Raw genomic sequence first — 26109 nt, 5'->3', positions numbered from 1 at the left:
GGGAATCCACGTGAAGAAAGCCATATTGGACGTAGATACAGGCATCGACGATGCGCTTGGCATTATGCTTGCGATCCGGAGCGGCGAGCTGGACGTGCTCGGGATTACGACGGTGAACGGCAACGTGTCGCTCGAAACGGCAACGGCCAATACCTGCAAAATACTGGAGCTGATCCACGCCGCGCCCTCCATTGCGGTATACCCCGGGGCATCCCGTCCGCTTTTGCGCGACCGGCTGTTCGAGCACCGGGTCCATGGCCGGGACGGCCTTGGCGGGGCACTGGCCGATATGCGCCCTGCCGATCGCGTCGACCGGAGCCTGTTCGGTCCCGATTTCATCATCGAACAGGCCCGGCGTTACCCGGGGGAAGTGACGCTGATCGCCACCGGCCCGCTGACCAACGTCGCGCTGGCCTTGGCCAAATATCCGGGGCTCGTTCATGATCTGAAGGAAGTCGTCGTCATGGGCGGCGCCGTCCAAACGTACGGCAACATTACGCCTGTGGCGGAGTACAACATGCACGTCGACCCGGAGGCGGCCAAGCTCGTTTTCCAGGCCGGGTTTCCGCGCCTCCTGATGGTCGGTCTCGACGTGACGCGCACGGCTTTGCTGTCAAGCGAGCATATCGACGCCATGGGATCCTCGGAAATCGCCAGCTATGTCCGCGCCAGCACGGCGGATTATATGAAGCGCTATTTCGAGCGAAACGGCGTCCAGGCCTGCGCCATGCATGACCCGCTGGCCGTCGGGGCGGCCATCTGGCCCGAACTGGTCCGATCCGCGCGGCATTACGTCGACGTGGAAACCAGAAGCGAACTATGCGACGGACAAACGGTATGCGATTTTCAGAACCGCCTGCAGCGGGAGCCGAACGTCGACGTCTGCCTGGAGGCCGATGCGGAAGAATTCATCCGCCGCTTGATCGGCGTCCTGCGCGGTTGATTTTATCAAGCGCAAACGGCTGCTCCGTCTTTGATAAATTTAAAAACGGGAGATTGCATTCATGAAAAAGCGATACTTGTACGTGCTATTGGCACCCGGCCTGCTGTTTTTGACGTTGTTCATGATCGTTCCGCTCATCCTGACGGTCGGATCGACCTTCTTCAAGGACGGCGGCTTTACCGCAGGCATCTACGCGCAGTTTTTTAAAGACGCGTATTTCCTCGATATTTTGGGCACGACCCTGCTCGTCAGCGTCATGACCACCTTGCTGTGCATTTTGATCGGTTTTCCGGTCGCATATTATTTGTCCAAACTTCCGCCGCGCAAAAAAGGCATCATGCTTGCGCTTGCGATTTTCCCGTTATTGACGAGTTCGGTCGTCCGCTCCTTCAGCTGGATGATCATCCTCGGCAAAAACGGTCTGGTGAACAATCTGCTGACGGCCCTTGGCATCATCGATGAACCGCTCAGCATTCTTTATACGCCGGCGGCAATGATTATCGGCCTGGTCCACCTGTTCCTGCCGCTTATTCTCATTACGCTCGTCGGCGTCATGGAATCGATCGATCACGATTTGGTGCGGGCGGCTCAAAGCCTGGGCGCTTCCAGGCTGACCGCGTTCCGCAAAATCGTCGTCCCGCTCAGCATTCCGGGGCTGATCGTCGGCAGCATTCTCGTGTTTGTCGGCAGCCTGACCGCTTATACCACGCCTGCCCTGCTCGGCGGCAAAAAACGCGTCGTCGCCACGTTTTTGTACCAAAACGCGATTACGCTGAACGATTGGCAGGCCGCTTCGGCCATCGCAACCATCATGATGATCATCACGTTTGTCGTCATCGGGCTGATGAACAAAGCGGCGGCTAAATTCAAACCGAAGGGGTAGAGACGCATGAAAACCAAAAACCCGGGGCTTTCCCTGTTTACCTTTATCGTCTATTTGTTTTTGCTCGGGCCGCTCGTCATTATCGCCGTGACCTCCTTTGAGCCGGGAACGGTCCTGAAGTTCCCGCCGACCGGATTTTCGCTGAAATGGTACCAAAATATTTTCGAAGTCGAGATGTTCATGAGCACGTTCAAAACCTCGATTCTGGTATCCCTGCTGGGGAACGTGCTGGCCATTTTGCTCGGAATTCCGGCCGCCTACGCGCTGAACCGCGCGTCGTTCCGGGGCAAGGAGACGCTGAACGCGGTGTTCCTGTCCCCGCTGCTCATTCCCGGCATCGTCCTTGGCTTCACGCTGCTGAAATACGTCGTGATCGCCTTTCACATTCCGATTTATGCGTCGCTGCTGATCGGCCATACCGTCATTATGCTGCCGTTCATTATCCGGGTCATCGGGGCAAGCCTCGCCGGCTTCGATTTTGCGGTGGAAGAAGCGGCGCACAGCCTTGGCTCCAGCCGTCTGGCCACCTTTTTCAAAATCGTCCTGCCGAATATCAAGTCCGGCATCATCGCATCGGTGCTGCTCGCTTTTCTGGAATCGTTCAACAACGTGGACATTTCGCTGTTCATGACAGGACCCGGCGTCAGCACGCTGCCGATCCAAATGCTCACGTACGTCGAGAACTATTTCGATCCTACCATCGCGGCCATTTCGGTGCTGCTGATGCTCATTACCGCCGGATTCATGTTCCTGATCGAAAGGCTGCTGGGTCTGACCTACTTCACCAAACAATAAATGGAGGCGTAAGACGATGTCTTTACTGCAACTTGAAAACGTATCGGTCGCTTATGACCAGCAATACATTTTGAAGGACTTCAATCTCTCCGTCGAAAAAGGCCACCTGATCTCTTTGCTGGGCCCGAGCGGCTGCGGAAAAACGACGACGCTCCGGCTCATCGCCGGTTTTCTCGACGCCACGGACGGCCGCTTTGCCTTCGGGGGAAAAGATTATACCCGCGTCCCGATCAACAAACGCAATTTCGGATTCGTCTTCCAAAGCTACGCGCTGTTCCCGCACATGTCCGTCTACGACAACGTGGCGTTCGGCCTGCGGCTGCGCAAGGTCAAAGAAGACGAAATCAAAAAACGGGTCATGCGAATGCTGGAAATCGTCAGCCTGGGCGGCTTCGAGAGCCGCTTCCCGCAGGCCCTTTCCGGCGGGCAAAAGCAGCGGGTCGCCATCGCGCGTGCGCTGGTGATCGAACCGGACCTGCTGCTGTTCGACGAGCCGCTGTCCAACCTGGACGCCAACCTCCGGGTCAACATGCGCGTCGAAATTCGCCGCATTCAGCAGGAGCTTGGCATTACGGCCATATACGTATCCCATGACCAAGAGGAGTGTTTTTCCATTTCCGACCGGGTGGCCGTCATGAACAAAGGAATTATCGAACAGCTCGATCAGCCTTCGGTCATTTTCCAATATCCGAAAACCGAATTCGTTGCCCGGTTTATCGGTTTCAACAATTTTATCGCTTTCGAGGAACGCGAAGACGAAGGTTCGTTCTACAGCCTGCGCAGCGGGGACTACCATTTTCACGCCGCCAAAGCGCCCGGCATGCCCGCAACGATGAAAGGCGCAATCCGCCCCGACGATCTCATCGCCGGAACGCTTGCGGAAATTCAGCCCGGCGACAACGTGCTGACGGGCAAGGTCAAGGTCAGCACGTATCTGGGCCGCAGCTACCAGTATGTCGTCGTCACTCCGCTTGGCGAATTTACGGTCAACAAGGAAATGCAGCAGCCCTTTGCCAATGGGCAGGAAATCCGCCTGTTGTTTCCATCGGAGAAGCTTGTACTTGTCGAATAACCATAGGGGGAATTTATCATGCAGCCAGACCTGCTTCTGCTCAATCCCAAAGTATACAACAGCTACTTCAAGCAATGGACGGAAGCCAACGTCGCCGTCAAAGACGGGAAATTCATGTATATCGGCCCGCGCGGGGAAGAAACGTTCCGCGCCAAACAGGTGATCGATGCCAGCGGACTGTACATGATCCCGGGTTTTATCGATATCCATCTTCATATAGAAAGCACGATGGTCACGCCCGCTTCCTTTTCGGAGGGGCTGCTTCGGAACGGCGTGACCACGATCGTGCCGGAGCCGCATGAAATGGCCAACGTTTTTGGCCTGGGCGGGGTGCTGGAAATGATCAAAGCAAGCCGGGAATGCGCGGTGGACATGTTTTACGCGATCCCAAGCTCGGTTCCGGCCACCTCGCTGGAAACCTCGGGCGGCTCCATCGAAATCGAGGACATGGAGGCTTTGCTGGCGACCGGCGACGTCATCTGTTTGGGCGAAATCATGAACTACGTGGATATCATCGCCGACCCGGACTGCAAAACGAACCGGATTTTAAAGCATATGAAAGAACGGCATCCGGAGCTGGTCATCGAAGGGCATGTGCCGAAGCTGCTTGACCTGGACCTGCAGCGCGTCATCTCCGCCGGCGTCGATTCCGACCATACGCACCAGACGGTGGAAGGGCTGAAGGAAAGGATCGGCGCAGGCATGTTTATCGAAATCCAGGAGAAGTCGATGACGCCGGAAATTATGGATTATCTCATCCAACACGACGTATCCGAACGCTTCTGCTTCGTGACCGATGACGTGATGGCCGATTCGTTCGAAGCCCGCGGACACCTGAACCATATCGTCCGCAAAGCGATCGGCATGGGCATGGCGCCCGAAAAGGCGATTTACGCCGCTACCTTCTCCCCTTCCCGCCGGATGCGGCTGTACGACCGGGGAACGATCGCGCCGGGGAAAATCGCGGATTTTCAGCTGATCGCCAATCTCGAGAGCATGCAGCTGGAAACGGTGTTTAAAAACGGCAAGGAAGCCTATTCGGCGTCTAATCCATCCCCGCTGCAGGCAACCCGGTACCGGTTTCCGGAGCATTTTTACCGGAGCGTGCAGCTTAGCGAGCTGAACGAAGCGGATTTCGCCGCTCAGGTTGATGCGGAAGACGGCACCTATCTATGCCGGGTGATGACCGTGCGGGACGGCTCGACGTTTACCCAGGAAAGCCATATCGAATTCGACGCGGTCGGCGGACGCCTGAAATGGGAAGGCACCGGCTGCGGCATGATCGCCACGTTCGAGCGTTACGGCAAACACGGCGGCAAAGCATTCGGATTCATAAACGGCGATACGATCCAAAAAGGCGCGGTCGCCACGACGTATTCCCATGACAACCATAATCTGCTGGTTGTCGGCCATAACGTGGCGGACATGCTTCTGGCGGCAAACACTGTCATCCGGCAGCAGGGCGGGTTCTGCGTCGTCTTGGACGGCGAAGTGATGGCCAACATGCATCTGCCTGTCGGAGGCATCCTTACGGAAGAGCCGCTCGGAGCGGCGGCCGAATCGGTCAAGCAGCTGCGGGAGGCGATGCAGGCGCTTGGATACAAGCATTACAACCCGATCATGTCCATCGCGACCCACTCGCTGCCCGTCAGCCCGTATTTGAAAATTACCGACCGCGGCCTCATCGACGTCAACGCAGGCCAAATCGTGCCGCTGATCATCGAAAAACGGTAGTGGCAATCCAAAAAAGCCCCGCACACGAGCACCATCGGCTGCTCCTTTTGCGGGGCTTAGTTTTTTCTTGACCTTCCCTTAGCTTATCGCCGGACCTCCTGCCCGCGGCCGCAGGCCCTACTCCACCCTCGGCTTGGCCGGATCGCAATCGGGCCTTGGCACTTCCCCGAACTGGGAAAGCTTCTGCAAATAATAACATTCTTCCCTGTACATGTGATCCGGAACGAGTTTGTTCAGGCGGGTCAACAGTTCGGCGCTGATATCCAGCTCCTCCACCTCCAGCAGAAACGCCATGAATGCGGACATTTCCACGTCAACGTCGGTATGGAACTTTTTGATCGAAGGATACGTCGGTTTTAACGTGCGCAAATAGCCGACCAGCTCCAGCGCCTTTAAATAAAATTCATTAAAATGCTGTTCGAATTCCTTGCTTTTGCGGATCAGCCTTCTTTCGACCCCGTCCAGATCGGATGCGATCGACGCGGAATGAAAGGCCGCATCCGGCAGCCACAGCAGGTCGTGATGCAGCGGATGATAACGCGGCACCGGCTTTCCCGCAAGCAGCTCCTTCAAAATCCTTTCGTACTCCTCCAGCTCGTTGATCATGTGGTTGATGAAGGTCGGGGATAAGCCGATATCGATTTGGCGGAGAAGCACGCGGTCCAGGAGGCTTAATTTGAAGGACCGCAGCTCGGCCGCGGCTTGATATGCCTGCTCGTTCAGCTGCTTCAAATCCTGCTCCGGCCCCAAGCTCCGCGACTGCGCCAGCAGCTGGTCGAACTGCCGGATAAACCGGTCCGCCGTCCGGACGTCCTCCGTTTCCTTGGATGACAGCCCATTGAAGATAAACCTGGCATGATCCCCTAAAATTTGCAGCCAAAACCTGTGTTCGAACAGCGCCTCGTCGTTCATGCGAAAGCCCCCTTCAGCGTTATTGTAGCCGGGCCTTTTGCAAGCTTCGAAAAACGGATCCGTCTCATGGAACGGAAAGCGGCAAAAGGCTTAAACCAGCTACAAATATATGCTTGGAGGGACCCGAATTATGCCGGGGAAAAAGGGGATTGAAGCGAACCCTTCGGGAGCCTCGAAAGCGGGATCGCCCGTTTTACAGCAGCCCCGATTTTTGCACCTCCGCATAAAAGTCATGGAACTGAGGAATGTTGAGCTGCTGCGCCGCGTCGGACAAAGCCGTCGCCGGATCCGGGTGCACCTCGACCATGACGCCGTCCGCTCCTGCGGCCAACGCCGCTTTGGCGCAAGGAGCCAAAATGTCTTTGCGTCCCGTCGAATGCGTGACGTCGACCAGTACCGGAAGGTGGGTTTCCTGCTTCAGGATCGGCACCGCCGAAATGTCGAGCGTGTTGCGGGTCGCCTTCTCATAGGTCCGGATGCCGCGTTCGATCAGCATGACCTGGCTGTTGCCGCGGGACACGATGTATTCGGCCGCATGCACGAATTCATCCAACGTAGCCGCAAGTCCGCGTTTTAGAAGGATCGGCGTCCGCACGTCGCCGGCGGCTTTCAGCAGCTCGAAGTTTTGCATGTTTCTTGCGCCGATCTGAATGACATCGATATAATCGCAAGCCAGCTCGATATGCGCCGGGTCCACGATTTCGCTGATCGTCTTCAGGCCGAACTCGTCCGCGACCTCCTTCAATATTTTCAGCCCTTCGATGCCAAGCCCCTGGAAGTCGTAAGGAGACGTTCTCGGCTTGAACGCGCCTCCGCGCATGACGGTCATCCCTGCCTCCTTGAGCGCTTTGGCGACGGTGCGGACCTGCTCGTAGCTTTCGACCGAACACGGCCCGGCGATCATGACCGGTTTGCCGCCGCCGATCGTGACGTCGCCCAGTTGTATGAGCGTATTTTCCGGTTTCTTTTTCCGGCTGACGAGGAGATGTTTCTTATGGTCCACCTGCTGAAGGGACAATGACGCTTGAAAAATTTGCTTGAACAGATGCCGTACCGTTTCATGGTCAAACGGCCCATCGTTGCTGGCTACCAGCTTCTCCAGCATTTCCTTCTCCCGGACCGGGTCGAATTTCGGGACGCCCTGCTTTTCTTTTTCGACGCCCAGCTCCTGGGCGATTTTGGCCCGCTCCGACAGAAGCGCAAGCAGCTGCAGATTCACCTCATCCAGTTTCGTGCGCAATTGTTCCAAACGTCCTTGACTCATCGTACGTCTCTCCTTTATCCCTTGGATTCGATTTTTGAAAAACAAAAAGACCCCTGTCCGTCAAGGGACGAGGAGTCGCGGTACCACCCTTATTAGACATGCCCGAAAACAATAGCGGCATATCTCACTTCTGGCCTTTTAACGCAAGGTATACGGGCATGCCTACGGTCTGCGGAAAACAGACGTTCAGATGCCGGCTCCGGAATGAACTTCGGCGGGTGCGGTGATTCGGATGCTCTCAGTCTACCGGCATGCCGTCCCTGTTAATACGTTCTCCGCTTACTCTTTCCTTCATGGCTTGTGTCGTCGAATGAAATTAAATGCATTGTATTACAACCTGAACCCGGGTGGCAAGCATTTTATTTAACGCTTAATTGCTTCATTGCAGCGCAGAAAGATAGATAAGCCCGAAAAAGACGCCGAAAACCTCCCGGTTATGCGATCGGTTTTTCCGCTCGTTTATCTTTCATCGCCCTGTTGTAGCAGTTGATCAGTTCGTCAAGCACCATCGACTACCGGATCACCTTGGGATTCCATACCTCTCCGTATTGATCCACCATATGGTAAAGCCTCTGCCTGGCTTCCTCGATGGAAATTTGCGTTGATTCCGTGCTATTCATGAATTCCGGTTACCTCCCTGTCATTTTGGTTGCTCTTATCGGTACGAGTCGATGCTCTACCATCCTCTCGGCTCAACTATGCTCTTCTTAGGCTTTTCATGCTCTTATTCGGGCGGTATTTCTCTTTCGTGACGTCGGACGGCAAAAAGCTCTATGTATGCAATCGCTGTTGTTTCCTGCAATCAGCCGTAAATTTTCGTCAGTAACTGCCGTTTGCCAGCGTTTCCTTAGGTGGAAGAAAAATACAAATTTTAGAATAATATCTGTATACAGATAATATTATGTTGGATTTTATACGCTGGTCAATAATAAAATTTGAATCTATGAAAACAATTTTATTTTTTCATACTTCCGCCAAAAATGCTGTCAAACTGCGGATAAAACATTGTCAATCCTTGCAAAATCCTCCCGGATCACCGCCCTCGGGCGTCCTGGGCCCGGCACTCCAAGGCGGGTTAAACAAACCACCGGCACATGAAGAAAAAAACGACATTTCTGCCGTTTAATCGTTGAATCTTTGAAATTGCTTATTCCTTTTTCAAGCATGAATCCCGTTTCTAACCTTTTACGGCTCCTTCGGTCAAGCCCTTTTCGATGAATTTGGAAATAAAGAGATAGATGAACAGGATCGGCATGACCGTCAGGGTTACCGCCGTCGCCATGAGGCCAAAGTCGGTTCCGTACTGCGAGCTGATTTCGCTGAGCAGCGCGACGATCGGGCGAACCTTCTCTTTGTTGACGAAAATGAGCGCAGAGAACAGATCGTTATACGACCATAAAAATACGAAAATGCTGACCGACGCAAACGCCGGCCTTGAAACGGGCATGAAAATTTTCGTGAACATCTGCCACCGGTTGCAGCCGTCCATAAATGCCGCTTCTTCAAGTTCCTTGGCGATCGTTGACATATACCCGGCAATGACAAGCGTCGCAAAGGTCAGATTGCCGGCCGTTTGCGGCAAAATCAGCCCCCAGTACGTATTCACCAGGCTTGTTTTGATCAAAAGCTCATATACAGGCACGACCGTCGCGAATGCGGGCACCAACAACGTCGCGTACAAAATGGAGAAAATAAACCGTTTGCCCCGAAACGTAAACCTGGACAAGACGTAGGCGGCCAATCCGCCGAACAGCAGCACGAACAGGACCGTGCCTCCCGACATGATCAGGCTGTTCACGTAGCTTCTGCCGATATTGATCCGGTCGAATGCGGTCGTATAGTTGATGAACACGGGTTCCAGGGCGAGCGAAAAGGATTTGTTCATCACGTCCCGGGATTCCTTGAACGAGTTGTTGACGATCCAGAACAACGGATAAATCGTCGTCATCGCCCAGGCCGAAAGTACGATGTACATCAGCGCCGTGCTGAGTTTGAAACGTTTTTTGCTCTTCATAGCTGGCTGCATAACGATTACACCCCTAATAACAGCTTAATATGTGATTTCTTCGCTTTTTAACAAACGATTGGCTATCAAGGCGATCACGACCCCGAGCACGACCATGTAAATTGCAACCGTCGACCCGTAACCGAAGTTCTGGTCGACCATCGCCTTTTTGTACATGTATGTCCCCAACACGTCGGTGCCGTTTTGCGCCCTGGAAATGACCCACACGAAATCGAATACTTTCAAGGTGCCCGTGATGGCGAGCGTTATGACGACCTTGATGTCGCTCAAAATGAGCGGAATGGTGAGCCTGACCATTTTCTTGAAGCCGGTAATGCCTTCGATTTTGCCAGCGTCGTAATAATCCTCGGGAATTTTGGACATTGCCGTCACGAACAGGACGAAATAAAAACCGACGTAATGCCATACGGTCGGAACCGCGATCGCCTTGAGCGCATTGGTCTCGCTGAGCCACAGCACTTTCTCGAAGCCTAAACCGGCAAGCACGTTGTTGAGCAGTCCGAAATTGTAGTTATAAAACAACACGAACAACAGCGAGATCGCCGTACCGGAAATGACGACGGGGAAAAAGAACACGGACCGGAAAAAACCCTTCAGCTTCGTAATGTTGTCTACCATGACCGCCAGCAGCAAGGCGATCCCCACCTGGAAAACGAGGACGTAAAGCATGATTTCAAGCGTGTGCAGCGTTGCAGCGCCCAGCAGCTTGTCGGAAATTAAACGTTCGTAGTTGTCCCAACCGATAAACTTTTTATCGAAAAAACCTTTGGTCCGGTAAAAGCTGAAATACAAGCTTTTGAAAAACGGATAATACAAAAATACGGTCAAAAACGCAGCCATCGGGAACAAAAAGATCCAGATATACTTTCGATCGCCCTTCATCTTTATCACCACTTGAGTTTATTTTCTATAGCATCCGAGGTGCCTAAAAGAGGACGCCGCCTCAAAAGAGACGGCGTTGTTAAGCAGGAAATCACTCTCTCTTGTCGCTCATTGAATGAACGATCCGTTGATGTCGTTCTATAGGACGTGTAGAAACTGTCCTTATTTTTTATTGGCATCCTCGATTTCTTTGGCTTCCTTCAACACGTCGGCCGGAGTCTTTTTGCCGGTTACGACGGCAGCAACGCCAGCACGCAGCGTCGAGAACGTCTCAGGTGCAACCACGTTGTCGATCGGTCTGCTTACCGAAGGTGCGCTGGCAGCCAAAGCAAAACCGTCATTGGCTACTTGGGTTGCGCCCTTGGTCTCTACGCCTGCAGCAGCCGGAAGACCGCCGTTGGCAAGGGAAATTTTTTCGATAACGTCTTTAGAAGTCATGTGCTTCAGCAATTCGATCGCTGCGTCTTTCTTGTCCGCATTATCGTATGTTGCTTTGGAAAGATAGAATCCGCTTCCGTAACCGCCGATAATTTCTTTGCCCGTGCCGACTCCGCCTGGCATGGCTGGGAACGGAAGAATGGTCGTATTATCAATAACGGCAGGGTCTTTCCATGCTCCCGACGCCCACGAACCCTCAATGATCATTGCGGCTTTGCCTTCAGCGTAATAGTTGGAAGCCATGCTGAGATCAATGGTGGCCGCATCTTTAGGGAAAGCGCCCAGATCGTACAGTTCTTTCATTGCAGCGTAGCCTTTCTCCCAGTTCGGATCGATGCCGTTGGCCAGACCGCTGTCATGCCCCTTCGCTCCTGCGGCCGAGAGTATAAAATGTTCGATGACATAGTGCGATTGGTCAAACGGAGCCGCAAGCGGGATGATTCCTTTTTTGGAAAGAGTCGAAACGGCTGTTTTCAGCTTATCCCAGTCCGTCGGCAGCTCCAGGTTGTTATCGGCAAAAATCTTTTTATTCACGAATAAGCCTTCATAGTAGCCCGTTAACGGAATGGCGTAAATGTTGCCGTCCTGCATTCTCGTGTTTTCGAGCGCCGTCGGGTTGAAGCCCGCCTTCCATTCCGGGTTCGCATCCAAAATGTCGTTCATCGGAACCACTTTGCCTGCGTCCACAAAGCCTTGAGCGTCGGCGCCGACGAAGTAGAACAGCAGGTCAGGCTCGTTGCCGGAGTTCATGTCCGTGTTGACTTTCGTTCTGAAGCCGTCGTCGTTGGCCGACATGGTATCGTTTTCAACTTTGACGTTCGGATTTTTCGACACGAATTCGTCGATCGCGGCCTGGAAGGCTTCGCGCGCGGCGTCAGTGCCGCCGAATGTCGAGAATATGCGGAGCGATACGTCTTTTTTCGGCGCCTCTTCCTTCGGCTTTTCCGATTCCGTTTTCGGTTGTTCGGTCGCCGTGTTTTTCTCCTCGGTTTTGCCGCATGCGGCCAGGAACATCGTAAACACGACCAGCATGCTCAAAAGAATCAATGAAGACCTTTTCACTTGCAAATCCCCCTCAATATGGTTTTTTCATATGCGCTGTTCGACTTATGCTGTCTGTTCTTATCATACATTAGTTGCAAATTTTGTAAGGGGATACATTCCTCTAAATGACGGGGAAATATTCACAATGGGACTCGGGAAACAAAAAAAACACCCCTGGAAATGCGCCGGTCGAACTGAAACGGTTCATGCCGATGCCTCTTTCCGGAGGTGCATCCTCGCTTGATATGAAGTTGTCCGGATGGCCCGGAGCTTGCCTTGGTCAGTCGTATTACCTGTTGCCTGCCCCGAAGACGGTGCGCGAATCGCCCCGGTAATCGTTGACTTTGTTGCCCCGAAGCGGCTTGCGGCGCCCTGCTCCCACGATCCAGCGGGCCCCCGGCATGCGGGACAACGCATAGCTGATGCCGAGCGAAGCCAGAACCGTCAATGCAAAGGTAAGCAGCGCAAACGGCAGATGACTGCCCGCAAGGTTCAGGGGACGGGTAAAATAAGCGATGACGTAAATCACCAACGCATGCGCAAGATAACCCCCGAACGAATAGGTGCCGATCCATGAAAGCAGGCGCAAAAAGGCTTGGTTCCGCTCCCGCAGAAGAAGCAGCAGCCCGTACAAAAGCAGCATTTGGGCCATGATGATGATAAAGGTCGAAGGCTTCAGATACGTGGAAATGTTCAGGTTGACGGTTTCGCCGGAGCCCCGCAGCACGTCATAGCCGAGACGGATGTACATTCCCAGAAAAACCATTCCGCACCATGGCAGCAGTTTCATGCACCATGCCCGCCAGTTCCCGATGTTTGCGGCGCATACCGCGCCAAGCACAAAATAAAATCCGTACATGAGAAACGAATAGCTGCGGTGCGTTAACAACGCTGCCCAAGGGCTTCCGATTTGTCCTGCCCAGTAGCCCATCCGGTAGTAGGACAGATACAGGAGGATGATATAACTTGCGCCGACGAAGGCCAGGACCGCCAAAACGCTCCCGGTGCGTCTTCCTTCCTCCAAAAGGTTGATTTTGTTTTTGGCGCCTCTATAAAGCGCGGCCAGCAGCGGAAAACAAATATAAAATTGAATGATCATCAGAATAAACCATAATTGGTAGCCGATTTGCGGCTGGACCAGCTCCCGCAGCAGGCTGCCCCAGTCTTGTCCTCCTTTTTGCCAGAACGACGGCGTAAATGCGCGGACGTAAAGCCAGTAAACGATCGTCCAGAACAGGAATGGGACGAAGACGGTCTCAAGCCTTTTGCGGATAAACGCAAAATAATTCAGCTTCCCGTCATAGTTATAAAACATCAGCACGGCCGATAAAAAAACAAAGGTCGGCGTTCCGAATCGGGTCAGATGGTACATCATCGTCAGCATCGTGGAGTCGGCCGGTTCAATATCGGCCCTGTAAATGTACTCCGCGATCGAGTGCTGCATGACGATAGCCAAAAAAGCAAGGCTCCTCAGCTGCGTCCATTCTTCAATGCGCGGTTTGCCCATGGAAACTCCTCCTTCATGTGCGGTTACGCGCAAGTATACCTTTTGAAGATTAAACGAACCTTAAAGCCCGGACCGAAAGCGGTTGGGAAAATGATGCAACTCGAACGCATCCATGCCCTCGGACAACACGAAAACCGCCCTTATGAAAGGGCGGCTGCGGCAGGCTGCACAAAGCTTCCGACGGTATAACCCGGCTTAAAACCGAACGGATCCGATGCGGGCGCGGACGTTAACGTTTCCTCCGGGATTTGCCTGCATCGCTTGAAAAGCCTGCACTGCCGCATTGGCAATCTCGGCATCCTGCACGCTGGTGCCCCCGCTGACGCCGATGCCGCCGACGATCTCCTCGCCGACTTTTAACGGAATCCCTCCGGCGAGAATGACGACGCGGCCGCGGTTGGTGGTGTTGATCCCGTAGGAAGGCCCGCCGGGCTGCGCCGCTTGCGACAGGTTCGCCGTCGGTATTTGCATGCTGGCACTTGTCCAAGCTTTATCCTGTGCAATCCCGATTCCGGCCAGGCGGGCATGGTCCATGCGCTGAAAAGCGACCAGATTTCCGCCGTCGTCCACAATCGCGATATTGCTTGCCAGGCCCATTTGCCGGGATTTTTGCTCCGCTGCGGAGAGCAGCCGTTTCGCCGTCTCCAATGATAATTTCATCAAGGCTTCACTCCTCGTCTTTAATTCATTCCAGGATATGCGCATGGATGGGAATCGTGATATTCGTCTACCCGAATACCGGTTGATTTTGGGCTGTCATCCCCTGCATCGATCCCGTCCGTAAGCGCAAAAACGCAGCCTTGATCAAGGCTGCGTTTTTTTTGGGGATCGGCCGTTAATTTTCCTGGCCGGCAGGCCATTCATGCCCCAAATACCGATGGCTGCCCGCCGAGGGCAACACGTTTTGGAACGTCACGGTATGCGTTCGTCCGATGGAGCCCTTCACATCCGCCACGATGGTTGTTATGCCGCCGTTTTGCGTTACCTGAACCGAGTCGTCTTTCGCGACCGGCGAAAGGCCGGCTTGGCGAAGCTCGACCGTGATCGTGCTTTGCTGCTGGGTCGGGTCCGACAGGGCCAGTGTAATCTCTCCGCCGGTCTGCTTCAGCATAACCGACGCCGGATTTTTGGCGGTGATCGTACCGATCGTCCCCGGAACCCAGAAGTTGGCTGCCGTCATGCCGAGCCTTTTTTGCTTGACGGCCTGCAGCTCGGCCGTATTGCTCATGATTTCCACCTGAGGATTGCTGCTGTACGCTGCCGTGGCGGCGGCGTCTTTGCCTGGGAGCAGGATATAGGCATAATTCGCGTTCGCGGGTTTCGTTCCATGTTCGAACGCCAGGCTGAGGTAATTCCGGGTGATCGGCGTTTTGGACTGGCCGCTGTTGATTTGGCTCCATGATCCCGTTCGGGATTCGCGCAAAGCGTGAAGCTGCGGGGTGCCGGGGAAATAATAGCCCATGTCCGAACCCGGCACGTTGCCCGCAAGATGCGCCCATTTGACGCCGCTAAGCGTTTCGGACCAGCCGAGGCCGTCCGGCTGCCTTACCCCGTTGACCGTAAGCGCGTTGTCGCCGGCCGCGTTCAGTTTTCGGTTGTCGACGATCGTTTCGACCGGTTGGGGTCCGGCCGTCGTGCTCGTGATCCCCGCGCCCAGCGCGACGATTTCGTCGTCGAACATGAACCACGACTTTTTCCCCGTAAGGCTGCTTCCCGTGACCTGCGACAGGGAAAAATCCATGCCGGCGGCGCTGTAAAGACCGTCGATCGAGGTCCCGCCGACCCATGTTTTGGTGTTCATATAGCTTTTCCATTCCCCGGGCGTCATCCCTTCTCCCGATCCGTCCGTCGTCGTGCCGGGGAGGCGGAACGAGTTCACGGTCGGCCAAAAGCCGTCCCGGAATTGCTTCAGATCCCGGTCATAGACATAGGTCATGCCGATTCCCGTATACCAGCCTTTCAAGTTTTCGTTGTTTCCTTTTTCGAATGCGGAGATGCGGTTGGAAAACAGGCTTAGCCCGAACCCGTACCCCTCCCGCAAATGCACGACGCGGTCCATGCCGGCAAACACCCGGCTTTTGACCAGTTCGCCGCGCGGCTGAACCGCCGCATCGTTCATCAGCTGCTTCACAAGGATCAAGTCGTAGACGGGCAAACCGGCATAATAGTCGGCATACGTCGTGTCTTTGCTGATCCATTCCTTGGCCATGCTTTTGATGGAGGCGGCGACTTCCGCCGGCGCCCCTTCGGCAAGCCGCAGAAGCGTGACGATCGTGCCGCGGGCGCTGCCCGATCCTTCCCGGGATATCCCCCTGCCGTTCACCATGTCCATGTACAAACCTTTATAAATAACGGGCTCGAACGTATCCGTTACCCAGCGGTATACGTTGTTTACGTTCGGATCCGTCACCGGCCACGGCGATCCGTTCAACAGGTACGTCATGTCGGCGGCGCGGCTGAGCCAGACGGCCCCGTATCCCGCGGTGTAGGCGATATTCGAGTGCTGAACGAGCGATCCGTCCTTGTACACCCCGTCGCCATGGCTCGCGTAAGCAAATTCCGGTCCGATGGCATCCCGGCCGAGCGTGATTTTAGCGCTGTTTTTGCCGATGACTCCGCGAACGGTGACGACAAGCGCTTTGTCCAGCAAATTGGCGCCGGTCATGGTCGTACCTTTGACGCCCAGCACGGTCCCTTTTTTCGGATCGGGATCAAACGCATCGACAGCCTTCATGTAATTGGCGATTTGCTGCGGCGTCAGCTCGTCGTACATCAGCGCGACGGCATCGTTCAAAATTTGCGGAGCGCCGATCTCCCAATCCCACCAGTTCCCGTAGGCGCTTTTCCTCTCGTTGTAACGGTTCGCGTACATCCAGTCCAAAGCGCCGACGATCGCGTCCCTTAATCCGGCGTTATGGTAAAGCCTTGAGCCTGGCGTGGAATAAGCGACGGCCATCGTCCGGATTCTGCCGTAGGCGCTTGAAATTTGCGCCGAGTCCGTCGCGCTTTTCAAGTCGCTCCACAAATAGGTCCGGCCTTCCGTTTGGTTCAAAAGATCCCAATACCCGCTGCCGGCGTCATTCGAAACGCTGTCGTCGATGCTGGCGACGGCCTCCCTTACGTTCGGGTCACCGCCAAGGTTCCCGGAACCGCCCGTTAATTTTTCAGCCCATTTGAGCCGCAATTGGCGGTAAGCTTCGGCGGTTTCGGCCGATTCGACGTTCACCAGGCATTGCGCTTTGACGCTTCCGTCCGGTGTGGCTGCCGTGATCGTTGCCGTACCGGCCGCGATCGCCGAAAGCTTCCCCGCGGAATCCACGGCAACCGCATCCGGGTTGCTTGAACTCCAGACGACCGTTTGATCCGCCGCATCGGCTGGTGTCTTCGTCAATCCAAGCGCCAAGGATTCCCCGATCCCCATCGATACGGCCGTTTGATCCAGCGCCAGCCCCGTGATCCCGTCATATTCCTCCAAAACTACGTCGTCGAACCAGACTTTCCCCGTCCCGGTTTCGAGAAACGGTTCGATGACCAGCTTGGTCACGCCTGCGGGAATGGTCATGTAGACCTGCTGCAGCGTCCAATCGTTGGTGCCCAGCAGCTTGGCCGAAGCCGGACCGTCCCCGACTTTGCTTGTATTGTAAAACTGCGTCCTGAAATAGGCCCCGGTTCCGATCACGTTCTCCGTTTTCACCCACATGCTTAATTTGTAGGATTTCCCCGCGGCAATGTTCGTCACTTTTTGGTTGACGGATATCCTGCTCGTTTCGAACGCGTCGAAGGCGATCGACTGCATGCCTTCATGGCGCGTGGTTGAATCCAAGTACACGCGTGCGGTCTGGTTCGGGGCTTTGCCGCTTCCCGTCGGTATCCATAATGCCCAATAGGCGGGAGCCGGGCTTGTCACGCCGCTCCAGCTGGCGTCCGGCGCGGAGGCCGTCTGCTCAAAACCGCCGTTGACCAGCAAGTTGGCCGTCTCGGCCCGTGCTTTTTGAACCGATGCGCCGAAATTCCCGGGAGAAAATAAAAACAAAAACATGCTGACAGCCAAAAGTACACTGATTTTCCTCACTAACGTTCACCCCGCCGATTCAATTTTTGAAAGACAATGGAGCATGGAGCAGGAGCGCAATCGAGCATTCATGAGCCGGCGGCCGTCATCAAGAAGGGTTTGTAACCGTTTTCAAATATGATATGTATAAACCGGGGATCCGCCGAACAAAGTCGTGAACCCCCGGTGAAACCTCTTTTTCAGTCGGCCGCCGCTTGCTTCCAAAGAACGTCGTACGTTGCAGCAACGCCTCCAGGCATGCTGAACCGCTCCTCGTAAACATTATACATTTCGGCAAACCGTTTGCGAAGACCCAATCCGTTAGAAACTTGGGCCTTTTACAGGGCATTCAGCTCGATCTCAAATCCCAAATCCTCGATAATCTGGTGATCCGCCGTAACTTCCTGGCCTGCCGTCGTCAGATAATCGCCGACAAAAAGCGAATTGGCGGCATACAACGCCAGCGGCTGCAGGGAACGAAGGTTGACCTCGCGCCCCCCGGCGACGCGGATTTCTTTTGACGGGCAAATGAACCGGAACAACGCCAACACCTTGAGCGCTTTGATCGGCGCCGTGCGTCCCGCGTTTTCCAGCGGAGTCCCGGGTATGGCATTCAGGAAGTTGACCGGAATCGAATCGGCGTCCAGCTCCCGAAGCGCGTACGCCATTTCGACGATTTCCCCCTCGGTTTCCCCCATGCCGATAATGACGCCGGAACAAGGGGACATCCCGTGAGCTTTTACCTTCTCCACTGTCTCCACGCGCTGGTCGTAGGTATGCGTCGTCGTAATCGATGGATAGTTCGTTCGGCTGGTATTCAGATTGTGGTTGTACCGGTGCACGCCTGCCTCCGCAAGGCGCTCGGCCTGGCCTTCCTTCAGCAGGCCCAGGCAAGCGCAAATTTTGAGCGGCATCGTTTCCCGGATTTCCTTGACCGCATCGACCACCTGATCCAGCTCCCGGTCCGTCGGGCCTCTGCCGGAAGCGACGATGCAGTACGTTCCCGCCTTGCGCGACATGGCTTCGCGCGCCCCGGCCAACAGCGTTTCCTTGTCCAGAAGGGTGTATTTTTCGATCGGCGCCGTCGATACGATCGATTGCGAGCAATACCCGCAATTTTCGGGACAAAGGCCGCTTTTGGCGTTAATGATCATATTCAGCTTCACTTTTTTTCCGTAGTAATGCTTTCGCACCTCAAAAGCCGCCTGCAGGATCGGCAGCAGCTCATCGTCGTCGGATCGGAGCACCGCCAAAGCCTCCTCCATCGATATCCGTTCTCCGTTCAGCGCTTTTTGGGCAAGCTCCCGCCACGGGTTGACCGAAATCATGTTCATGGAATGAATCCCCCTTATCATTTATGGATAAAACCGCTTTGACCGGTTCTCAGCCGGATCGTTTTCCGGTCGATGCCGCGCAGCCGAAGACAAGGCGGCATCAAGACGACCGCCGGCCGTTCACGTCGAAGAGCTTGATCTCTTACCAATCGTCAACCTATTATATTAAAATTGGTTAACAATAGAATAGTGCCATTCTATCAAACCATAATTTTCTTGTAAAGGGCCTATGCGCCGATGTCTCTAGCCCTCCTACCCGTTTCATGGAGCGAAAATGCCGAATTTTTTGAATGGTTATCAACCCTCTTTATGCCTAAAAAAGGCCTCGGCTCCAAGCCTGCAGCCACGCAAAAAGACTGCCGCGCGCTGTCCCCCCGCCGAACGGGCAAAGAATTGTCAACCTTACGTTAAAAAGGCATCCTGATTTTTCGCGGGCAGATGGTATGATAATAAGCAAAGACAAGTTATTATTTGCCGTAGGAAGTGAAAAAACGATGTGGAAGCCCGACCGAAATAACCCAAAACCGCTCTACGAACAAATTGCGGATCATCTCGAGCAGCGGATTTCTTACGGCGAATTTCCTCCGGGGAGCCTGCTCCCGTCCGAAAGGAAACTGGCCGAACAGCTTGGGGTCAACCGGAGCACGGTCATTTTGGCGTTCGGCGAGCTTCGCTCCATGGGGATTATCGAAAGCCGGCCGGGGAGCGGGACGCGGGTAAGCAAATTCAAATGGGGGGCCGTGCCCAAACATACCCCGAACTGGAAGCGGTATGCCGAAGGCGGGAGTTTTTTGCCGAACTTGCCGTTTTTGCGGCGCATACGCGAAGCGCTTCAGCAAAACCCGGCGCTGATCGATTTTGCGAGCGGAGAGTTGTCCGCGGATTTGGCGCCGATCGAGGAAATGACCGAACTGATGGGAACTAATCCCTATCCTTCATACTTGGGGTACGACCACCCGCAAGGATACATGCCTTTAAGGCAAGCCGTCGCATCGTACCTGGACCGGTATCGCGGAATCCAGGCGACGGAATCGTCGATTTTGATCACTTCGGGATCCCAGCAGTCGCTTTATTTGATCACGCAATGTTTATTGTCTCCCGGGGACGCGGTGGCGATCGAAGATCCGTCGTATCATTATTCGCTGCCGATGTTCCAGTCCGCAGGGCTCCGGCTGGTCCGCCTTCCGGCCGACGAGGAGGGGATCCTGCCGGAGGAGATCCGCTCGCTGCACAAAAAACACCGCATCAAAATGATATTCGTCAACCCGAATTTCCAAAATCCGACGGGGACGCTTTTGTCGGACGAGAGGCGCGGAGCGCTGCTGGAAGTCGCAAGCGAACTCGGCCTGCCGATCGTGGAGGACGATCCCTACAGCTTGACGGATTATGCAGGCATCCCCCGTTCGCCGCTGAAATCCATGGATCGGGTCGGCTCGATTCTGCATATCGGCTCTTTTAGCAAAATGGCCGCTGCCGGCCTGCGCGTCGGCTGGATGGTCGCCCCCCATTCCATCGTGGAACGGCTTGCGGATGCCAGGCAGCAAATGGATTTCGGACTCAGCGTCATACCGCAGCAGGTTGCGGCCCGGTTCCTGGAATCGCCTTATTTCGAACCGCATCTGCATCGTTTGCGCACGCAGCTCCGGCGGAAGCGGGACCTGCTCGTCGAGGCTCTTCAACAAGAACTGCCGGATTCCGTCCGTTTTCATGTTCCGCAAGGCGGCATCCACCTGTGGTGCCGACTCGTTCCAAGAGTGAGCGATGCCAAGCTGCTGGAAGAGGCGATCAAAAAGGGGGTCGTGTTCGTGCCGGGTAGCGTGTACGGCTCCGATTCGGGGTACGTCAGGTTTACGTTCGGACGGGCAAAAGCGGAAGAGATCGGCCCGGGAATCGCAAAATTCGCCGAAGCTCTGCGCGGATTGACCGATTCCTACCCGACCGTAAAAAAAGCAAAATAAAAACGGCCGCGCGGTTCGAAGCGCGGCCGTTTTTCCATGTGTCCTTTTATGATTTGCCCGTTCCAACCATAATCATGATGACGGCAAGCACGATGATGCAGGCGACATAAATTCCGCTGAGGCGCCCCCACTTTTTCCCCGTGTGCTTGAAGTAATTCGGATCGCTCTCTTTATTGCTCTTCGATTGCCCGATCATCATGGTTGCGACAAAACCGGCCGCCATCACGAGCACGGCCATCACCAATAACCAGAACATCTTTCCCCTCCTACCATGGGTCCTACCTGAACATGTCTCATTATAATCAAACGGTCGGGTCCTGACACCATCCATTGACCCGCCCGTTTGAACCATCCAGTTTACTCCCACAATCCGAGCTCCTCGTAAATTTTCCGCGAAACGACGCCATCCTGCCTCCATTGACGTTCGCGCTGCAATCTTTTGACGGCGGCGGTGGTCCCAGGGCCGAACCTTCCGTCGCATGCGCCATGAAAGTATCCCGCGCTTTTCAGGCGGGATTGGATGAGCTGCACGTCCCCGCCGACGTCGCCTTCGGCGAGGTCTCTCGGATTTTGTTGCGGTTCGCCCAAGACATGGCCGTGGATCGTGACTTTCGTCCCGATCGGAATCATGTCGTACAAACGAATCACGTCGGCGTTGTTCATGCGGACGCAGCCGTGGCTTGCGTGCTGGCCGATGGAATAGGCTTTATTGGTGCCGTGAATGCCGTAAATGCCCCAAGGAACGTTTAATCCAAGCCATCTGGGGCCGAAAGCCGGTCCCCAGTTTGTTCCTTTGTAAACCACTTTGTATTCTCCGATCGGGGTTGGGGTGGAGGGGTTTCCAACCGCGACGGCATATTTCTTGACGATCAGGCCCTTTCTTTTGACGATAAGCCGATGTTTGTCGGGATAAACCTCGATGGCGAATTCCCCTTCGTCGGCGACGATGGGAAGTGAAGGTTCTGCAAACGCCGAATCCGTTTGAGCGCCCCATACCCAGTTAAACAAAAAGCATAAAAGCATCATGCGGACAGAATACCCAAACATGTTTCGCTGCAACGCCAGTCCCCACTTTTCGTTGGTCTTTTATAAAAGTTTGCGATCGAACCGTTTTTTTATGCAGCGGTTGTTGCTCCGAAGCACGGCATTGTCATTGCGGCCGCTTCCAGTATGGGGCATATGATCTACGGGCAAGTCCGGCGAACCGGGAGCTGGTGCCAAACACCGTAAAGGAAATGCTGCGTTACCGCTTCAATATTTCCAAAATGGACCGTACCGTCAAACAGGATAACAACGTGCTCGGCGTCGATTTGAAAAAGGGTGATGTCGTTGTTGTATGAATGAGCGACAGTATCTACCGCATACACAACACTGACCCTAAAAGAAAGTACTTATATAGACAGCGCGTTATATTCCAATACTTCCAATTTTACTATTCACAATGGCAAAGCATCAGTAAATGATTTGAAAGGTCATATTGCACCAGGATATAATACAACCGTGAACTACTCTAAGTGGACAGGAACGTATTCAAAACAAACAGGGGTTGCAGACGTATCGTTTGACTTAGGAATTGGACTTGCAGGAAAATTAGCAAGTGCCTCTATTCCAATTTCATTTTCTCAAAAAAATTCCCGAGAAGAAAACGAGCAAAGCATATCTTACTATCCAGAAAACGGGCAATATCCTAAAACAGCGGGTATGGCAATTTTGAAATCCAAGGGCGTATATTGGGATAAATATAATGATTACTTTACAATTAAATGCAACAATTTCAACTATTGATACTGGACTAACACAGAACTATCAATCACTTGCTAAATTTCTTTGGACCTTTGATATTTACTACTATGGTCAGGTGAGCCCAACGGCATCTTTAAAAGATTTTGGGCCACAGCTTTATTATTTATCAAATTACAAAGGTTAATTTATTGTTCGGCAAAGCGGTTGAGCGATATTAGTATTTTTACTCAACTGCTTTATTTTAATTAGGAGTGATATTATTGGATTCATCGAAAAGTAAATGGTTCTTTGGATTTTCTATCATTGTTGGAATTATACTAATCATAGCAGGCTTATTACTTTTTATTCCTAGAACAACAAGATCAGATACCCCAGATATGTATTATTATAATATTTATATTTTACGCTACCTCCTTCCTATTGCTGGCATTCTTCTTATCATCATTGGTTCATCGGTATATTCCACTTATAAATCAATGAAAGAGGAAATAAATAAACTTCAAGAAAGCTACAGGTCCTTAGAAAAAAAAATCACTAAGTAATGTAACTTTATTTAATAATCGCAATGATAAAGAATACCTTGAGACAATTTCTACTAATTAACCTAAAAAAAGGACCTCCGATCAATCCGGAAGTCCTTTTTGCTTTATGTACTAGCAGCTATAATATCGCCAACGCTTGCGTCGAGTCCTTCTTTTCTCATCTTAAAACCGAAAAGTTGTATTTGGAGAAGCCACAAAATCTAGAGGAAGCAAGGGTCCAAATTACGGAGTACATTTCGTTTTACAACAAGAAACGTTTCCAAAACAAACTCGGCGACCTCTCCCCGATTGAATTTCGGGAAAAAGTCGCCGCTTAATGAAAATTTCTCTTTTTTTATTGTCTACTTGACGGGGCTATGACCATTTTTCTTAGGAAGCTTTCCGCTTTTTTAACTTAAGATATTTTCACCAGGCTGTAGTTTTTCTTGCCTTTCCGGATGATGATAAACCGGCCGCCGATCGCGTGATCCGCCGTCACTTCCAGCGTCAAGTCCGTCACCCGCTCGCCGTTCATCGAAATGGCGCCGTTGTTGATATCCTCGCGCGCCTGTCGTTTGGACGGCTCGATGCCCAGATCGACCAGCCAGTCGACGATGTTTTTCGATTCCTTCGCCGCTTCGAACGTCGGCATTTCTTTGAAGCCCTGCTCGATTTCATCGGCGGTCAGCGATTTGATGTCGCCGCTGAACAAAGCGGCCGTAATGCGCTTGGCCTGCTCCAGCAGCTCCTCGCCGTGAACGAACCGGGTCATCTCTTCGGCCAGCGTTTTTTGGGCTTCGCGTTTATGCGGCTCGGTTTCGACCTTGCGCGCGAGCTCCTCGATTTCTTCTTTGGACAGGAACGTAAAGTATTTCAAATATTTCACGACGTCGCGGTCGTCGGTGTTCGCCCAGAACTGGTAGAACTCGAACGGCGTCGTTTTGTTCGGATCCAGCCAGATTGCGCCGCCCGCCGTCTTGCCGAATTTCGTGCCGTCGGCTTTGAGCATTAGCGGAATCGTCAAGCCGAACGCTTTCGCTTCGGGCCCTTCCTTTTTGCGGATGAGGTCCAGCCCGCTCGTGATATTTCCCCATTGGTCGGAGCCGCCGATTTGCAGCTGCACGTCCTCATGCCGGTACAGATGGAGGAAATCGAGCGACTGCAGGATTTGGTACGAAAATTCGGTAAAGGAAATGCCGCTTTCAAGCCGGCTGGCCACGACATCCTTCGCAAGCATCGCGTTGATGCTGAAGTTTTTGCCGTAATCGCGCAAAAATTCGATGACGTTGATTTGATGCGTCCAGTCGTAGTTGTTGACGAACCGGATTTGATTGTCGCCTTCGGTCATGAACAATTTTTTCAGCTGCGCGGTCAGCGCGTCCACGTTGGCCTGCACTTGTTCCAGCGATTGCAGCGAACGCTCCGTTTGACGCCCGCTCGGATCGCCGATCGTGCCGGTGGCCCCGCCGATCAAAATCACCGGGCGATGGCCGGCAAGCTGGAACCGCTTCAGCACCATAAACGGGATCAAGTGGCCGATATGCATGCTGTCGCCGGTCGGGTCCACCCCGCAGTACAACGAGACCGATTTTTGGCTCGTCAATTCCCGGAGGCCTTCGGCGTCCGTCTGCTGATTGATGGCATCGCGCCATTCAAGCTCGTCGATAATATTCACTGCAAAAACACTCCCTTAATGTCAAAAATGCCCTTATACCGCATCGTGATGGCGTTGAAAAAGCAAAAATCGCCCCTTGTCTATTCAGACATAGGGACGATCGAATAACCGTGTTACCACCCACATTGCACCAATGGCCGTTCGCGCATGCCGCGCGCCGTTGATGCCGCTCTATCCGCGAAATATCGTTCGCGGCTCCGCCCGGCATTACCCGGGATGCTCCAGAGTGTAATTCGCAGGCGTTTGGTGTGTGCCGGGTTCCACCACCCCCGGCTTTCTGGAACAGGGACCAAGCTTGCTACTGGGCTCTTTCAACGCATATCGCATATAAGATTACAGTCAGTATAGTGAAATCGCATGTTGATGTCAACCATACCCTTAGCTTGGCCAGGCAGCGCCCTATTTATAATACCTGCTCCGAAACCGGCTCGGGGATTCCCCCGTCCAGCGTTTAAACTGCCGGCTGAAATGCGCGATATTGTGATAGCCGAGCCTTGCAGAAATGGCCTCGATGGACAACTCCGGGTCCATCAAAAGCAGCTTGGACTTCTTCAGCATCAAGGCCGACATGTACTGCCGCGGCGAAAGGCCGTACGCCTGCGTAAAAATCCGGTTTATCGCCGACGTGCTGTAGCCGACCTTGGCAGCGATCGACGCGATGCCCGCCATATGAACGGGCCCGCCGTCGTCAAGCGTCCGCTCGACCTCCCGTTCGAGCAAAGCCGCGATCTGCGAGGCCGTCAGGGCGTGTCGGGTGTGGGCTGCGCCGCTCTCCTGCTCCGAAAGGGTTCCGCTAATGCCCGCAAACAGCTCGAACAAAGCGGACAGGATCCTCATCCGCGAGTCCACGCGAGCCGCCGTTTCATCCGAGGTTAACGCCAGCAGCCGGTCCAGGGCGGGGCGAATCGCGGCCGCGAGCGGACTGCCCGCTTCGTGAAAGCAGGTGCGGTTTTGGCATAACAGCTCGCGAAAGGCCCGTTCGTCCACGTCGAAGTGAAGGCAATAATACGTCATTTCCCCGCCGCCGACGACCCGGCTTTCATGCCGGTCCCCGGGGTTGAGCAGCATGAGGTCGCCCGGCTGCTGCGTGTATTGCCTTCCGTTTACGCACATTTCCTGGGTCCCCGAAAGAACAAGGTTTACTTCGAACAGCGGATGCCGGTGGAGCGGGTAACTCCATCCGCCGGTGACCGTCCGCCAGTGGGCGGCAAACACGCGGAAGGTCGAATCGATATCCGGAAGCATATATTCCTTGCGCATCAGATGGGGGGCGAATTCCATCGCGATCAGCTCCTTGGGATTGAGGTTGACAGTTGTTTCGAAATGA

At 53.9% G+C, this 26109-nt stretch carries 22 protein-coding genes and 1 pseudogene; 10 read left to right on the top strand and 13 right to left on the bottom strand.

What is annotated here, in order from left to right; translation table 11 throughout:
• Positions 1–10 precede the first annotated feature (10 nt).
• The 5 genes from AC27KL_RS10900 to AC27KL_RS10880 all read left to right on the top strand — a co-directional run bounded on the left by AC27KL_RS10900 (position 11) and on the right by AC27KL_RS10880 (position 5427).
• Positions 11–943, top strand: a complete 933-nt coding sequence (locus AC27KL_RS10900) for a nucleoside hydrolase (protein WP_487169659.1) — start codon at positions 11–13, stop codon at positions 941–943.
• Between the two features lie 61 nt (positions 944–1004).
• Complete coding sequence (locus AC27KL_RS10895) at positions 1005–1826, top strand: ABC transporter permease (protein WP_487169658.1); 822 nt, start codon at positions 1005–1007, stop codon at positions 1824–1826.
• Positions 1827–1832: 6 nt separating this feature from the next.
• Positions 1833–2621, top strand: coding sequence for an ABC transporter permease (locus AC27KL_RS10890; RefSeq protein WP_487169657.1), 789 nt, complete (start codon positions 1833–1835; stop codon positions 2619–2621).
• A gap of 16 nt (positions 2622–2637) precedes the next feature.
• Positions 2638–3693: an ABC transporter ATP-binding protein gene (locus AC27KL_RS10885; protein WP_339321686.1), complete on the top strand. Its 1056-nt coding sequence runs from the start codon at positions 2638–2640 to the stop codon at positions 3691–3693.
• 18 nt (positions 3694–3711) lie between these two features.
• Positions 3712–5427, top strand: coding sequence for an adenine deaminase C-terminal domain-containing protein (locus AC27KL_RS10880; RefSeq protein ID WP_487169656.1), 1716 nt, complete (start codon positions 3712–3714; stop codon positions 5425–5427).
• A 117-nt stretch (positions 5428–5544) separates the two neighbouring features.
• On the opposite strand, the gene AC27KL_RS10875 is transcribed toward AC27KL_RS10880, so the two are convergent.
• The 9 genes from AC27KL_RS10875 to bioB form a co-directional block, all read right to left on the bottom strand.
• The gene (locus AC27KL_RS10875) at positions 5545–6339 is read right to left on the bottom strand and encodes a DUF2935 domain-containing protein (RefSeq protein WP_487169655.1); all 795 of its coding nucleotides are present in this window, start codon (positions 6337–6339) and stop codon (positions 5545–5547) included.
• A 193-nt stretch (positions 6340–6532) separates the two neighbouring features.
• Positions 6533–7603 (bottom strand): bifunctional 3-deoxy-7-phosphoheptulonate synthase/chorismate mutase, encoded by a 1071-nt coding sequence (locus tag AC27KL_RS10870; protein WP_487169654.1) that lies wholly within the window; start codon positions 7601–7603, stop codon positions 6533–6535.
• Between the two features lie 1177 nt (positions 7604–8780).
• Positions 8781–9629: a carbohydrate ABC transporter permease gene (locus AC27KL_RS10865; RefSeq protein WP_339321690.1), complete on the bottom strand. Its 849-nt coding sequence runs from the start codon at positions 9627–9629 to the stop codon at positions 8781–8783.
• 24 nt (positions 9630–9653) lie between these two features.
• Positions 9654–10511 (bottom strand): carbohydrate ABC transporter permease, encoded by an 858-nt coding sequence (locus tag AC27KL_RS10860; protein ID WP_339321691.1) that lies wholly within the window; start codon positions 10509–10511, stop codon positions 9654–9656.
• 162 nt (positions 10512–10673) lie between these two features.
• On the bottom strand, positions 10674–12011 hold the full coding sequence (locus AC27KL_RS10855; RefSeq protein ID WP_487169653.1) for an ABC transporter substrate-binding protein: 1338 nt from the start codon (positions 12009–12011) through the stop codon (positions 10674–10676).
• A gap of 271 nt (positions 12012–12282) precedes the next feature.
• Positions 12283–13500, bottom strand: a complete 1218-nt coding sequence (locus tag AC27KL_RS10850) for an acyltransferase (protein WP_487169652.1) — start codon at positions 13498–13500, stop codon at positions 12283–12285.
• Positions 13501–13695: 195 nt separating this feature from the next.
• Entirely contained in the window at positions 13696–14160 is a 465-nt protein-coding gene (locus AC27KL_RS10845; protein ID WP_487169651.1) for a GlcG/HbpS family heme-binding protein, read from the bottom strand.
• A 175-nt stretch (positions 14161–14335) separates the two neighbouring features.
• Entirely contained in the window at positions 14336–17572 is a 3237-nt protein-coding gene (locus AC27KL_RS10840; protein WP_487169650.1) for a polysaccharide lyase family 8 super-sandwich domain-containing protein, read from the bottom strand.
• A gap of 317 nt (positions 17573–17889) precedes the next feature.
• Entirely contained in the window at positions 17890–18885 is a 996-nt protein-coding gene (gene bioB, locus AC27KL_RS10835) for a biotin synthase BioB (protein ID WP_487169649.1), read from the bottom strand.
• A gap of 494 nt (positions 18886–19379) precedes the next feature.
• Between bioB and pdxR the strand changes: the two genes are divergently transcribed.
• On the top strand, positions 19380–20843 hold the full coding sequence (gene pdxR, locus AC27KL_RS10830; RefSeq protein WP_487169648.1) for a MocR-like pyridoxine biosynthesis transcription factor PdxR: 1464 nt from the start codon (positions 19380–19382) through the stop codon (positions 20841–20843).
• Positions 20844–20889: 46 nt separating this feature from the next.
• On the opposite strand, the gene AC27KL_RS10825 is transcribed toward pdxR, so the two are convergent.
• Positions 20890–21099, bottom strand: a complete 210-nt coding sequence (locus tag AC27KL_RS10825) for a hypothetical protein (protein WP_339321698.1) — start codon at positions 21097–21099, stop codon at positions 20890–20892.
• 101 nt (positions 21100–21200) lie between these two features.
• Complete coding sequence (locus AC27KL_RS10820; RefSeq protein WP_445164697.1) at positions 21201–21869, bottom strand: L,D-transpeptidase family protein; 669 nt, start codon at positions 21867–21869, stop codon at positions 21201–21203.
• A 188-nt stretch (positions 21870–22057) separates the two neighbouring features.
• Here AC27KL_RS10820 and AC27KL_RS10815 point away from each other — a divergent pair, with 188 nt between their 5' ends.
• The 4 genes and pseudogenes from AC27KL_RS10815 to AC27KL_RS10800 all read left to right on the top strand — a co-directional run.
• Positions 22058–22183, top strand: coding sequence for a cytochrome P450 (locus AC27KL_RS10815; RefSeq protein WP_445164698.1), 126 nt, complete (start codon positions 22058–22060; stop codon positions 22181–22183).
• Between the two features lie 160 nt (positions 22184–22343).
• Complete coding sequence (locus tag AC27KL_RS10810; RefSeq protein ID WP_487169647.1) at positions 22344–22628, top strand: hypothetical protein; 285 nt, start codon at positions 22344–22346, stop codon at positions 22626–22628.
• Positions 22629–22846: 218 nt separating this feature from the next.
• Entirely contained in the window at positions 22847–23128 is a 282-nt protein-coding gene (locus AC27KL_RS10805) for a hypothetical protein (RefSeq protein ID WP_339321700.1), read from the top strand.
• A 131-nt stretch (positions 23129–23259) separates the two neighbouring features.
• A pseudogene (locus AC27KL_RS10800) lies at positions 23260–23445 on the top strand (IS3 family transposase); the annotation flags it as partial.
• Positions 23446–23522: 77 nt separating this feature from the next.
• On the opposite strand, the gene tyrS reads toward AC27KL_RS10800, so the two are convergent.
• Both tyrS and AC27KL_RS10790 read right to left on the bottom strand, forming a co-directional pair.
• Positions 23523–24782 (bottom strand): tyrosine--tRNA ligase, encoded by a 1260-nt coding sequence (tyrS, locus tag AC27KL_RS10795; RefSeq protein ID WP_487169646.1) that lies wholly within the window; start codon positions 24780–24782, stop codon positions 23523–23525.
• Between the two features lie 399 nt (positions 24783–25181).
• Positions 25182–26063 (bottom strand): helix-turn-helix domain-containing protein, encoded by an 882-nt coding sequence (locus tag AC27KL_RS10790; protein WP_487169645.1) that lies wholly within the window; start codon positions 26061–26063, stop codon positions 25182–25184.
• Between the last annotated feature and the right edge of the window lie 46 nt (positions 26064–26109).

The sequence above is a fragment of the Paenibacillus sp. YAE3 genome (assembly GCF_057546105.1).
Note: the sequence above shows the minus strand (reverse complement) of the source record. Positions and strands in the feature narration are given on the sequence as shown.